This window comes from Lysinibacillus sp. G01H (genome assembly GCF_028872195.1).
GTDB lineage: Bacteria > Bacillota > Bacilli > Bacillales_A > Planococcaceae > Lysinibacillus > Lysinibacillus capsici.
In genome coordinates this window covers 1,251,993-1,265,487 of sequence record NZ_CP118397.1, presented here as the reverse complement: position 1 = coordinate 1,265,487, position 13,495 = coordinate 1,251,993, and the positions used below count along the sequence as shown (strand labels likewise).

General features: G+C 35.7%; 13 protein-coding genes. 7 read left to right on the top strand and 6 right to left on the bottom strand.

The genetic code is table 11. From position 1 onward, the window contains the following. Positions 1 to 8: 8 nt before the first annotated feature. Together PSR12_RS06040 and PSR12_RS06035 are read right to left on the bottom strand one after the other, a co-directional pair. Positions 9 to 1,679 carry a GspE/PulE family protein gene (locus tag PSR12_RS06040; RefSeq protein WP_373880536.1) on the bottom strand — a complete coding sequence of 557 codons (1,671 nt, stop codon included), beginning with the start codon at positions 1,677 to 1,679 and terminating at the stop codon, positions 9 to 11. A 17-nt stretch (positions 1,680 to 1,696) separates the two neighbouring features. Beyond that, positions 1,697 to 3,028, bottom strand: a complete 1,332-nt coding sequence (locus tag PSR12_RS06035; protein ID WP_274772065.1) for a G5 domain-containing protein — start codon at positions 3,026 to 3,028, stop codon at positions 1,697 to 1,699. Between the two features lie 366 nt (positions 3,029 to 3,394). Between PSR12_RS06035 and PSR12_RS06030 the strand changes: the two genes are divergently transcribed. From PSR12_RS06030 to PSR12_RS06020, 3 genes are read left to right on the top strand one after another with little or no spacing between them, the layout of a single operon-like run. Next, the gene (locus PSR12_RS06030) at positions 3,395 to 3,820 is read left to right on the top strand and encodes a type IV pilus modification PilV family protein (RefSeq protein WP_274772063.1); all 426 of its coding nucleotides are present in this window, start codon (positions 3,395 to 3,397) and stop codon (positions 3,818 to 3,820) included. A 5-nt stretch (positions 3,821 to 3,825) separates the two neighbouring features. After that, positions 3,826 to 4,266, top strand: a complete 441-nt coding sequence (locus tag PSR12_RS06025; protein ID WP_274772061.1) for a PulJ/GspJ family protein — start codon at positions 3,826 to 3,828, stop codon at positions 4,264 to 4,266. Between the two features lie 30 nt (positions 4,267 to 4,296). Next, positions 4,297 to 5,943 carry a polymer-forming cytoskeletal protein gene (locus PSR12_RS06020; protein WP_274772059.1) on the top strand — a complete coding sequence of 549 codons (1,647 nt, stop codon included), beginning with the start codon at positions 4,297 to 4,299 and terminating at the stop codon, positions 5,941 to 5,943. Between the two features lie 46 nt (positions 5,944 to 5,989). On the opposite strand, the gene PSR12_RS06015 is transcribed toward PSR12_RS06020, so the two are convergent. Further along, a complete protein-coding gene (locus PSR12_RS06015) occupies positions 5,990 to 8,077 on the bottom strand; it encodes a DUF2339 domain-containing protein (protein WP_274772057.1) in 2,088 nt (695 codons plus the stop codon). Between the two features lie 81 nt (positions 8,078 to 8,158). Further along, a complete protein-coding gene (locus PSR12_RS06010; RefSeq protein WP_274772055.1) occupies positions 8,159 to 8,410 on the bottom strand; it encodes a phage holin in 252 nt (83 codons plus the stop codon). A 324-nt stretch (positions 8,411 to 8,734) separates the two neighbouring features. On the opposite strand from PSR12_RS06010, the gene PSR12_RS06005 reads away from it, so the two are divergent. From PSR12_RS06005 to PSR12_RS05990, 4 genes are read left to right on the top strand one after another with little or no spacing between them, the layout of a single operon-like run. Continuing rightward, positions 8,735 to 9,097 (top strand): GntR family transcriptional regulator, encoded by a 363-nt coding sequence (locus PSR12_RS06005; protein ID WP_274772053.1) that lies wholly within the window; start codon positions 8,735 to 8,737, stop codon positions 9,095 to 9,097. After that, complete coding sequence (locus tag PSR12_RS06000) at positions 9,098 to 9,961, top strand: ABC transporter ATP-binding protein (RefSeq protein WP_274772051.1); 864 nt, start codon at positions 9,098 to 9,100, stop codon at positions 9,959 to 9,961. After that, the gene (locus tag PSR12_RS05995; RefSeq protein ID WP_274772049.1) at positions 9,958 to 10,653 is read left to right on the top strand and encodes a hypothetical protein; all 696 of its coding nucleotides are present in this window, start codon (positions 9,958 to 9,960) and stop codon (positions 10,651 to 10,653) included. The genes PSR12_RS06000 and PSR12_RS05995 overlap by 4 nt, the downstream gene beginning before the upstream one ends. A 24-nt stretch (positions 10,654 to 10,677) precedes the next feature. Then, positions 10,678 to 11,409 carry a CPBP family intramembrane glutamic endopeptidase gene (locus PSR12_RS05990; RefSeq protein ID WP_274772047.1) on the top strand — a complete coding sequence of 244 codons (732 nt, stop codon included), beginning with the start codon at positions 10,678 to 10,680 and terminating at the stop codon, positions 11,407 to 11,409. A 15-nt stretch (positions 11,410 to 11,424) separates the two neighbouring features. Here PSR12_RS05990 and PSR12_RS05985 read toward each other — a convergent pair whose 3' ends face one another. Together PSR12_RS05985 and PSR12_RS05980 are read right to left on the bottom strand one after the other, a co-directional pair. Continuing rightward, the gene (locus tag PSR12_RS05985; protein ID WP_274772045.1) at positions 11,425 to 12,780 is read right to left on the bottom strand and encodes a YjiH family protein; all 1,356 of its coding nucleotides are present in this window, start codon (positions 12,778 to 12,780) and stop codon (positions 11,425 to 11,427) included. Positions 12,781 to 13,161: 381 nt separating this feature from the next. Then, positions 13,162 to 13,488 (bottom strand): monooxygenase, encoded by a 327-nt coding sequence (locus PSR12_RS05980; protein ID WP_274772043.1) that lies wholly within the window; start codon positions 13,486 to 13,488, stop codon positions 13,162 to 13,164. Positions 13,489 to 13,495: the final 7 nt, after the last annotated feature.

The following is a 13,495-nucleotide window of genomic DNA, read 5'->3' as shown; positions in this document are numbered from 1 at the left end:
TTTCACCCCTAGTCTGCACTTGCAACACGTAATATTTCTGATGTTGTTGTTTTGCCAGCTACAACCTTTAGTAATCCATCTACTAATAAGGTATGGAAACCTTTCTCATTCATATAATCACGTAGAACGCTATCACCAACACGATTTAAAATCATATCCTTCATTTGACGATCAACAGGGAGGATTTCATGAATCGCCATACGTCCTCGGTAGCCTGTATGATTGCAGGCAGGACATCCACGACCTTTTTTACCGTGCGTTACGCCCTCCACTCCATTTTCCTCAAGTATTTCAAGTTCACGTGAAGTGAATACATATGGCTCAGCACAATCACGACAAACTTTACGTACAAGACGTTGTGCCATGATTCCTACAAGGGAAGAGGATAGTAGAAATGGCTCAATCCCCATATCATGTAGTCTTGAAATAGATTCTATGGCACTATTAGTGTGCAGCGTACTTAACACTAGATGGCCTGTTAGTGAAGCACGAATAGCAATTTGAGCTGTTTCAAGGTCACGAATTTCCCCCACCATCACAATGTCAGGATCCTGTCGTAAAATCGATCGTAAACCTACCGCAAATGTTAAGCCGACTTCCTCTTTTACTTGTATCTGGTTGATACCATCTAATTGATATTCCACTGGGTCCTCAACTGTAATAATATTGACGCCTTCTTCATTTAAATGAGAAAGTGCTGCATATAACGTAGAGGACTTCCCTGAGCCTGTTGGACCAGTAATCAACATCATACCGTTTGGATGGGCTATCATTTTCCTAAAAAGTGCCTCATTACTTGCACTAAAGCCTAATTTATCAATATCATTGGCTGAATTAGTTAAATCTAAAATACGCATCACTACCTTTTCACCATAAACTGTTGGTAGTGTCGCTAAACGGATATCGACAGGTCTAAAATTAACATTGGTTTTAATACGTCCATCCTGCGGAATACGATTTTCTGTAATATTTAAATTCCCCATAATTTTAATACGAGCCAATACGACATTTTGCATGTGCTTTGGCAAGGATCGCTCAGTACGTAGCACACCATCTACCCGATAGCGGACACGAAGCTCTGTTTCTTGTGGATCAAAATGGATATCACTAGCGCGCTGTGCGACACCATTCGCAATAATTTGATTCACTAAACGAACAATAGGAGAATCCTCATTCTCTATTTCCTCTTGTGTTTCTGTACTAGTGGCAGCCAAATCCAACATGGCCGCATCCATTGATTCCTGTAAATCATAGTATTTTGTTATCGTCCGATATAAATCATCTTTAGCCGCAATACTTGTCTCGATTTGACAGCCTGTTGTCATACGAACTTCCTCAATGGCAAAATAATCCATCGGGTCTTCCATTGCAATAAATAATTTATTTTTTTCTTTGCGAATCGGCATAATATTTGTCCGCTTTGCAAGCTCCGCAGGAATGAGCTGTAATAATTCGGGACTAATTGAAAACTGATTCAGGCTGATATGAGGGATACCCAGCTGGAATTCTAAGACTTCAATAAGCTGCTGCTCTGTTAGGAAATTTTCTTTAATAAGGAAATCTCCAAGCTTCTCATTTTTCATCTTAGTAGTTAATGCATACTCTAGCTGGTCAGCAGTGATAACACCTGATTCCACCAGTAAATCCCCTAAACGTTTACGCCCTGGCTTCATTGCCATAAACATACCTCCCATCGTTATGGACTTGTTTGTACAAAATTACCACCCTTATCATAATAGCCATAGACAATTTCTGGTCCATCTTCTTGCTTTGTTACCTCTGGCTTTGAAGGTTTCACATCAGGCAAGCCATTGCCATCTAAATCCACTTCTAAATCCGGATCTGATGCACCCGCCCCTACGTTCTGAGTAGGCGTTGTGATGATAACAGGCTCCTGCGAAGAACGCGTAACAATTCGATTTTGAGGTGCATAATAATCTCTACTAATGAATTGTTCTTCTGTTGCTCCATTCTCTACAATGGAACGATAAACTTCGACTCTTGAACCCTCTTTACCCTCTTGTTCTACTCTTTCCTGTCCAGCCTTTAAATCCTCCGAATAGCGGTAAATAATGCGTGGCTTTACAATTTTATCCTTGCTAACACGTACTGTTATGTCCTTGTCTTTCGCGGCTGCAAAAACTTCTATCTTTAATTGATTACCCTCTATAGATGCTTTCAGTTTACCGAGCTGTTCAGACCGATTAATAAATTGTAAGTCCTTTGCTAATGCTGCATTGATATCTGCTTCAATTCCCTGCTGCAAATAGCTTGGATTTATTTCCTGAGAATGTCTTTCTAAAATTTCGTAGTCCGTTTGAAGAATTACACTATATAGCATTGATGCCACAAAATCTAAACCTGCATCATTGACAACCCCAGCCTGTTCACCTAAAAGTGTAAGCAATGAGATGGATTGATTTGGAACTAGATTTACATCATTTAATAACGGAATGATTTTCGCTACTCCTTGACTATTTACTGGTAGCTCGGCAATCTGAAAGGCAATCCTTTCCCCGGTTTGCATGGAATCTTGATTGATAACAGCTTCAACCTTATGCTCCTTCAAATAGCTGGCTTGTAAGATTAGTTTTTGTAGTGTTTTATCTGTATCCCAAACACCTGCTTCATCTATTTGCTGCGTAATTGCTTCATTGACGGTAACAGGAATGGGAATATGAACTACTTTTTCTTTATGCCAAAAAGCATACCAAGGCTTTTTTGTTAGCATTTCAAACTGAGAAATCGCTGTGGCTATATCAAAATTAAATTGTTTCGGGTCAATGGTTTTTGAAATTCCATCACTAACAATTTCTACTTCCGAGCCTTGCCATTCTGAGATTGCATTTTGTAGCGTAGTTGCTAAATCTGCTGTTTTCACATCAGTGATCTCCATCCCTCCAATGGTTGAAGATTTGGGATCTTCTTTAGCAAAAACTGTGTCTTTTAGCACAAATGATGGAACAAAAAATCCCACAATTAGAACAATTACCAAAAACAAGCTAATTATTTTTATGTATGTTTTCATCCACATCATCCTTTATTTAACTTAGTGGTTTTTCTATTTATATACAAATGATACTACAACTATGGTATTCTGACACTACTAAAAATGCAACTTTCTTCCGGTTTTTCTTTTGACATTTACACAAAAATTCAAAAATTCTTCAATACTTAGTTAAAAAGAACTATCAATGAATCTAAATATTAATTAGATGTAAGTTTAGAATTTGTTATAATATCTTTGATAGTTATTTTTATCTAGTTTTAAATAATACGTTTACCTTAAAACACCCATAGAATAAGAAGAAGCATAAAAATTAAAAAATTCGATGTAGTCTGCTGAAAAAAACTAAGTTAAACAATCAAAATTACAGCTAATTAGGAGGGAATCATGAAAAAAACTAGTCTTATAAACCGAGAGCATGGTCTAACCTTAATCGAAGTTATTGCCTCAATCGTTTTAATCTCTATTATCCTTTTAAGTTTTATGGGGATTTTTTTACAAACTAGCAAAACCACAGCAACCTCTGATGATATTGTAAATGCTACATATATTGCACAAAAGGAAATGGAAAGTATTTATGAATATCGGAATGACCCTATAGAAACAGTGTTAGAAACGCAGCTAGATTATAATAAAGAATCTACTAGTGAGAATAGCATTACTTGGGTAAAAACAGTCGATGCTGTACATATTTATGTAACATTAAAACAACAAGACAATTTAGGACTAACCCCTATTATTATAGAAGTCAAAGAAGATATGAACATCAAGTGCAAAATAGAAAATAGATATAAATTGAATTTAGGAGGCTGATATAAATGCAAAGAAAACATCAGCAAGGATTTACCTTAGTTGAAACATTAGCCGTAGTGGTAATAATCAGTATTATCTCTGTTCTTCTATTTAGCATATTAAGTTCCAGCACATCAACACACCAAAAACAAGCTAAAAATAACAAAAATTTACAGGATACTTCTTACGCCCTAAAATTAATTACCAAGGATTTTCGGAAAGCAACGCAATTTGATGATGCTACTGATACATTTACAACCAGAGACGGACAAAAAACATATATCCTTTCTAACAATACAATTACCCGCAATGGTGAGATTATTGCAACAAATATTAAAGAATTTGAACTAAAAAATAAAAATCATGATAATCAAAATAAGCCTATCATTCTAACTATACGTATAAAAAATACATCAGATAAAGAAATAAGTTCAGAATTAACTTCACGGGGCATGAAAACACCATAAGAGTAAAATCTTTAAACGAGGAGGAGTTCTATGAAAAAAAATAAAATATTATTGAAGAATGAGCATGGTTATGCTTTTTTACTTGTTTTTTTCACTATTATTTTAATAACAGTGTTGGGATTAAGTATTTTAAAGGTTTCGAATAATACTTTAAAAACCGCTGATCATGAACGAGACGATCAATCAGTTTACTATATTGCAGAGGCCGGATTAAACTATGGGCGTGAGTATTCTCGAAAAATATTTGAATCTGCCAAAAGTTCAGCAACTAAGGAATATCAACATCAAAAAATTGCTTATGAGCAAAATCCATTACTTGATCCTCCAGATTTTGAAAAAATTTTAAAAAGAAAATTAGAACAATTAGGTTATCCTACTAAAACCGATGAAGAAGGAAAACCAATAAAATTAGAGGAAAGGTTTAGAGATTTTAATACACCTACATTCGAAGACCAATTTAAGCATACCCCTAAAGCAAATGTACTTCTTACACTAAAAAGTGCAGCTAGCCTTCAATATATAATTGAGGCAAAAGGTGAGTTTGAGGGAACATCTATAAACCGGACATTACAACAAAGTATAGCAGTGGAATTAAACTATTCAGATGGTAATGACGACATAGAAGACGGTAGTTCTCCTAATGGAGGATCAAATAACGGGTCAAATAGCGGTGGACATTTTGTTCCAAAAGAATATACTGTCCAAACAAAAGGTGACATTATTCTAAATGGTGGGGGTAAAATTATTGGTAATGTAGCAAGTGCTGGAGGAAAAGTTAAATTAACCGGAGGCACAGAAATTACAGGTAACATAGGTGTTTCTCCCGAAAATCTTGATGTCCCTGAATATCTTAATAAATTCAAAGATCAAACCACTCAGGCTCAAGATTTTCCTGCTGGGAATGCACTTGCACCGTTTCCAGAAGATCGAATGAATGATTTAGCTCAACTAAATTATCCTCCAAATGAGGAACTTATAAAAAGTTCATCAAATAAAACCAATATTATTTATAATGGGAATTTCCAAGCAGATAACTGGATGGCATCGGATTACACACTTAATTTAAGTGGCAATACGCATTTTAAAGAATTTAAAGTCGGTCAAAATAATACCATTACCATCAATATTGGTGATTCGGATAAAGATCTTTATATTGAAGATCTAAATATTTTACAGGGACATATTAAAATCATTGGTACAGGAAAGCTAAATATTTATGTAAAAGACTCGCTCCACATTAAAGGCTCCTTTAACAACGGCGGTGATGTTAGTCAAATTAACTTTTTATATAGTGGCTCTAAACCGTTGACACTTTCAAATGAAACTCAGCTCAACGGCTCTCTTTATGCAAAGGAAGCAGATTTAACATTTTCAGGAGGCGTAGGTGTAAAGGGGAATATTTATTCAGGAGGAAATAATATTACATTTAATGGGGGCTTTAATTCAGAAGGACAACATATTATCGCACCAAATGCTGATGTGAAAGTAGTAGCAGGTGCACGTATTAAAGGAGCAATTGTTGCCGATACAATTCTTGTAGATGGTGGCGCTTCCATCACCTTTAGTGAAAGTAATGCTTCAAATGAAAATGGCGGTAACGACAACAACAATAAACCAAACACTCCTCCATCCCCTCCTAAGGTAGATATCACAGAAGATATTATACTAGAAATATAAATTAGCACATGGATAATAAAATTTTATTGTCCATGTGCTTTTCCATTTACTCCTTTTTCCTCAACAACCTACCCGACAACAGCATCCCAATACCACCAATGGTAATAAATAGAACAGCTCTAATTAATAAATCAAGGGCAGATAAGTCAAAGAAAATTAGCTTAATAAATGCGATAACTAAAATAATAAAGCCTGTTGTGCGCAATGTTTTTAAATGTTGTGTGGAACTAATCCATAGTGAAACACTAGCTGTTAAGAATAATGTAATAGTTGTAAGGGCGATACTTAGCTTCCAATCAAGGGCGTTGTTAAACGTGAACTGATGGATCAGCCCCCATATCGAAATCATCGTGAGCACGATACCCGTACTTACAATGGCGTCCACATATTTCCCCAGACGGTCCTCGTACAATCGATAAATAATTCCTTTTACAAGCACATCAGCGACAACCGCTACAATCACTGCTATATAAATTAATCTAGTGATACTGTTTAAGCTTTCCAACATTGTCACTCTAGTGCTAATCATCAAGGAGACTAGTAGGAAAAATGCGCCAAGTACTGGCGTTAAAGCACGTCCTTTGTAAGTTTCCTCTACAAATAAAGAACCAGTAAATAAGGCAGCTAATACGATACACACCATATATGGAATGCCATTTGTGGCTGTAAAGTATACGGCATCTAGCTTGCTAATATAGGCTAAGAAATAGCCAGCTGTGACCACTGCTAAAATATCGATTACGTACAAATCCTTCATGACCTTTTCAAAAGGTGAGAGTGTCTCTTTTGGACGTCTTGCATATAAATAAATAATGATGAAATAGATGATTGGCATAAATAAGCTTAAATGATCGATGCTGAAAAATGGACTTGGTTCATGGAAAACATAGTTTAGTGTAAATGTCATCACAAGGGAAAGTGAAGTAACAACCTTCATCATACTTGCACGTATTCGTAAGCTCATCATCACGCCTGCAAATGCAATCAAAGGATACAATAAATCATCCACTTTATTCGGAATATTCAATAGAAGTATCATATTACAGAAGGCGATAAACATGAGTGTCACAGCACTATCCAATACCTCCTGCCATTTTTGACGATAGCTATAAAAGGCTACAGCGCCAAATAAAGCCATTAAAATGAGGAGTAGCATTTCTCCATTTTCAAGAGAACGAATGATCAGGTTCAGCAGTAATAAACTAAATGAGCCTAAAGAAAATTGGAGTCCGATGTGAAGTGGCTTCCATTTGGATTGTGCGTTATACAGTAAACACCATATTGCGTAAAAGATTGCTAGAATCACAAGTAAGCCAAGTGCAAAAACTACTTGCTGATCACTATTCATAAATGCTACAACACTCACTGCTAGCACTGAAAAGAATGTGGCGATATAAAGGGCTATTTTTTGCTTGTGCTGGTAAATAACTAATTGCAATGCAGCAAACAATACGACCACAAATAATAAGATAATGACAGCACTAAAATCCATATATTCTAGTAAGTAAGGTAGTAATAATGATGTAAAGGCAACAAAAACAGTTAGTGCTTCATTTTTCTTCAAATAGCTAATGGCAATGCCATAACCAATATAAAGCAGCGTAATGCCTAGTGCTGGGATAAGACCAATGATTTCATATAATATGGCACTCGCTGCGGTTGTTAAAATACCGACAATAAATGCCCCACCATATAAAGAAATCGTTATAGCCGATGAGCCTACTTTCCTACGCTCTAGTACATAGGCAATAACCGCCAATCCCACCGATAGTACATAGGCAAGGATGATTTTCACGCCATCCGATAAATAGCCATAGTCACTGACAAGTTTTAGACCCCAAAGTACACCCATTACTAAAATAACCATGAATACTTTTGGAAGTGCCCACATAACACGTTCCTCCATCGATGGCTGTGGTTGCACTTCTTTTTCCGCTACTTTAGTCGGGATAGGCTTCGACTCCAGTACTGGTTTTGGTTTAATTGGTTCTGATTGCTTGATCATCGACTGTCTGGCATCAAGAGTATTAATTTTTTCAGTGCTTTGCGAACCTTTTAATACTGACAACTCCTGACGTAAATCTGCCATTTCCTCCTCGAGCTTCACAATTCTGCGCTCCAATTCAAGGGACATTCAATCATCCTCCCCACTTTATCAATTTTCTAACATTATAACATATTTATTCTTGTTGTAAAATTACACTTTTTGTTCATTTTATCTCGGTCTCCGATACATTAAGGCACGTTCACTATCACTAGTGCCCCGTGTGGTTGGATCGACAATGACCCCCATTAACACAAAAATGGATAAGATTGTATTTAAAATAGATGCTATTTGTTCACTCATCACACCTGTAAAATCATAGCCAAAAATTGCAGCCACTTGTTGTGCAAGTAAGAGCAACAATGAAAATAGCCCTAGTAGAAATGGAATATGTTGAAGACGAACCTTCCAGTTAATTCTCATAAAAGCTCACCTCCCCCCCTCTTGCCACAGTATATGCATAGTGGTTATGTGACACATATGCAAAAATGGAACTCTAGCCAAGTTACTAGTATTTTTTGATAATATTTTGTGATGCAAGCTATTTTCAAACATAGAAAGTGAAGGAAGTTTTTTCATGAATAACATGTTCATCTATTTAGTTTACTTAGAGCCCTCTCAAGAATAAGAAGGTTTTCTACATGTAAAAATTTTTGTACATTTTTTTACCAAATCATTGACAATGAATACCACAAGTTATATGGTTAGTTACATAAGTGATTAACCAACTAACAAGTGAGGTGGATTGTGATTCATTCTTTAAATAACGAAAAGCCCATTTTCCAACAAATACGTGAAAGAATAGAAGATGCCATTCTAGATGGACAGCTACAGCCTGAAGATCGCATTCCATCTACAAATGAGTTTGCAAAAGAATACCAGATTAATCCTGCAACTGCTGGGAAAGGCATGAATGAATTAGTGGATAAGGGCGTCATTTATAAAAAGAGAGGTGTCGGTATGTTTGTACATGAAGACGCCAAAAATATTTTAATTACTGAGCGTAAAGAAAACTTTTTCCAGCAACATATTGAACCATTGAAAAAGGAAGCAAGACGTCTAGGCATTTCAGATGAAGAGTTACAAAAATTGATGCAAGGGGGATCATGAATGAAAATTAATGTGAGCAATGTCACGAAATCCTATAAACATAAAACAGCTTTGAAAAATATCTCTTTCACCATGGAGGGGCCAAAGAATATTGGCTTTTTAGGACACAATGGAGCTGGCAAAACGACTTTTTTAAATTTATTATCAGGTCTCATCTCTACGACAAGCGGAGAAATTTTAGTTAACGGAGAAGATGTCTTCAACTCCCCTTCCACATTACGTGATATTTGCTTTATCGCTGAAAGTGGCAACTTTCAAGAAGAAATGACCATTGCCCAAACATTAAAGGCCAATCGCTTCTTTTATCCAAAATGGGATGAGGAGCTAGCTCAAGAACTGCTACAAGTATTTGCCCTGAATCCAAAAGATAAAGTGCGAAATCTTTCAAAAGGGATGGTATCTGCACTTGGAATTATTACAGGCTTTGCGAGTTGTGCTTCCATTACTATCTTTGATGAACCGTATATCGGTTTAGATGTAGCCGCACGTAATATGTTTTATGATTTGTTAATTGAGCAGCAAACAGAAAATCCGCGATTATTTATTCTATCTACACATTTAATCGATGAGGCGAGCGAGCTATTTGAGGAAATTTTCATTCTACATGAGGGCGAACTTTTGCTCCAAAAGACCACTGTTGAATGGCGAGAGCATATTGTGGCTGTAAAAGGCAATGCCTCAGATGTTGAGAGAGCAATTGGGGATTTACAAGTAATCTATCAACATACATTTATGCAAGAGATGACAGCTATTGTCTTCGCAAATGGTCAATCCATTGAAGATCAGAACATTAAGCTTGAATCTGTTTCTCTTCAAGATATGCTCGTCTATTTAAGTAAACAGAAAGTGAGGCCGGGGCGATGAACACGATGAAAGGCAGTTTTTATATCTTATTTCAAAGCTATAAGAAGCAAAATATTATTTTTTGGAGCATTTTATTTTCTATCGTGCTTTTGTCATTTTTCTTAGATGCATTTTTCGGTCAATATGTATCATTTGCTATGACTATTTCAATTCCTGTTTATATTTTTTACAGTACGATGGCAACAAAGCTTCTCAATAAAACCTTACCCTATTTTTTAAAGCTAGGATTAAGTCGTCAGCAATATATGTTGTATGTCGGGCTATTTTTTATCAGCTGGAGTCTGGTCGGTGCCTTGATGATTGCATGTGCTCATCAAATCATTTCTTATGTTTCTACTCTATTCAAGATCAAAGATATTATTATCATCCACCCTATCTTATTTTTTGATATTACCCATTCATTTTTACAAACAGTAGTATTGGATACAATCTTGCTTTTATTTTGTCTAAGTTCTGGCCTTCTCCTTAACGTTGTTTTTTATCGTTTAGGCATACTAGGAGGCTATAGCTTAATTGGTTTCCTTGCATTAATACCTATATTAATGGTGATCTTTGAATGGTATTCTCCGTTGTATAAACTATTAGCCAATTCATCTATATTAGCGATTTTAGGGAGCATGTTTGTTGTTAGTATTTTCCTCTATCTAGTTATTTCAGCTAGTATGCGAAAGGTTTCTGTAAATCCTGTATAAATAGAATAGGAGGAAGATAATAACATGACCCCAAAAATGTTGATGAAAATAATTGGTTTAGAGTCACTACTCATATTTTTCTATGTTTTAAATGGTGCCTTTGTTTCTATTAAACAACCTTCAAGCCCTTTTCTACAGTTTGCGCTGTTAATCCCATTTGCATTAGGACTCTTCATGTATATAGCGACGAAAAAGAAATGGAGAGAATATTTCTTTTATCCTATTAAAAAGAATCATTTCTTCATCACCTTACCACTTCTTCTTATTTTAGGCATCATCTTAGTAAGCACAAAAGGATTGAATATGACATCTATTAGTGATTTAATTGTCATGTTTATCATGCAAATTTTCATAGTAGCGTTTATTGAGGAGTCTGTATTTAGAGGCATTATGCTACGCATGCTAGTAGCAAAAGGGGCTTTTTCTGCTGTCTGGATTTCTAGTATATTGTTTGGCGTCACACATGCGTTACAATTACTAGGTGGCCAATCTCTAGAAGATACGATTCTTCAAATCATCTATGCTCTTTTAGTTGGCCTTGTTCTAGCTTTACTTGTATTGGAAGGTCAATCAATTATCGTAACAATTATTTTCCATGGACTGAATAATTTCTTCAACATTATGGGAAATACGGAAGGCTCCATGTTAAGTGTCTATCTTATCATTTTAGTACTCTTTATCTACACGCTTACGTTATGGAGACGTCTAAAGAAAATCGATCACAATCTGTTTATAAAAAATGCCAAGTCCATTTAAGACTTGGCATTTTAGTTAGAAGAGTAGATGACCAACCAATGCTGCAATTGGAAGAGAAATAAGCGTACGTAGTATAAATAAGACGACTAAATCCAAAAATTTCAATGGAATTTTTGTACCTAAAATAAGTCCACCTACCTCAGACATGTAGATCAGCTGTGACACAGAAACAACTGCAATAACAAATCTAGTAACATCCGATTCAATCCCTGCACCTAAAATAGAAGGTAGAAACATATCGGCAAAGCCTACGACCATAGTTTGCGCTGCTTCAGCCGCTTCAGGCAAGCCAAGGACAGTTAAAATTGGCTCGAACGGTTTTCCTAAAATCACAAAAATACTTGTAAATTCAGCAAGCATTAAGGCAATTGTCCCAAAAGCCATAACGATAGGGGCAACACCCACCCATAAATCAATTACATTTCTAGAGCCATCTTTGAAAAATTGTCGAGGATCACGATTTGCATGCGCAATAGCAAGTGCATTCTCTAAGCCATGTGAGACAGAATTATAGCCCTCTGGTAATTTCTCACGTGAATAATCTACTGGTGTCCCATCTATATACGTATCTTCTTTTTTCGCAAGTGGATAGATTCGAGGCATAATAATGGCTAATACAATTCCACAAAGGACTACTGTCAAATAATAAGGAATAAAATAGCGTGCCAAATGTACAGTATCCAATACAACGATACAGAATGTGATGGACACTACTGAGAAACTTGTGGCAATAATCGCAGCTTCTTTTTTTGTGTAGTTCCCCATCTCATATTGTTTACTGGTCATTAACACACCTATTGTGCCATCTCCAACCCATGACGTAAGAGCATCAATTGAAGAACGTCCTGGACTTTTAAACAGTGGCCGCATAATTTTCACCATCATTGTCCCGAAAAATTCAAGTAAACCGAAGTTTGTTAAAAATGGTAAAAGGAAACCTGCAAACAAAAAAATGGTAAATAAAAACGTCACAAGCCCCTCATTTGGATCCATTAGGAGTCCACCCGTATTTTCATTATTGATGGCAGAAGGTCCAAAATTGAAGACCACCATTGAAGCAAAGGCTAAACCGATAATACGAGTAATTGTCCAAAACCAATTAACATAAAACAATGTATCTAAAATACTAGGTTCTTTAGCATTTTTACGTGGTATAAATTTCGCTATGAGTGCACCAATTGCAGAAATGGCAAACATTCCAATTGTAAAATAGCTAATGATTGGAGCCACTATCCCCGCTAAAACATTAGCTAATATGGCAATGGGTACTTTCCATCCCTCTTCCGTTAAAATGGGGGTCATAAATAGAAAGATACCAATTAAAGAAGGAATAATGAAGGAAAAATATGTAGCAACAGAATACTTTTTCATTTTTTTCTAAAACCTCATCTCTTTTAATCTCAATAATTTATGTATTTTGCATTACAACAATTAAAATAGTGTTTATAAGAAACATTTATTTATCAATTGTTGTACTACTATACAAGCAAAAAAATGTTGTTTTCATTCAACATCTCATCCCTCCTTCTGTTATAGGACTATTATAAAAGCTTTGAAGTATTGAGCATTAAATAGAATAACACTCACATTATTCATGTTTTTATACCATAAACGTGTTATAAAACTATTGTAAACGCTACAACATATTTGGTTCAACCTCACAATATTCTGAATATTTATTCATCCTTAAATATAGAAAAGTCTAACTTCTTAATTAGAAATTAGACTCCTTTGATTTAGCTAGCAATTCTACTATGCATCAGCTTTTTTTAATTGTTTTACTGGACCCTTCGTGACTTCAGTCAGTTTTGAATTGATAGCAAAGATTTTTGCGTTGATAGTAGTGATTCCAAATTCAACTAGCCTTTTGGAATGCATTTCTATATATTGTTCAGCTGTGCGTTTAGATTCGAATAGGTAGATGCCGCCTGCTTCGTTTGTTTCAGGGCTCTCTGTCCAAATTTTCCACAAAAGTCCTTCCTCTTCATAAATACTTTTTGCTAAATCAGAAAACGCTTCTGCCATCTCATCACCAAATGGTCCATCCAATTTAAAATCTACCTGTAATACGTATGTCATTGCCATT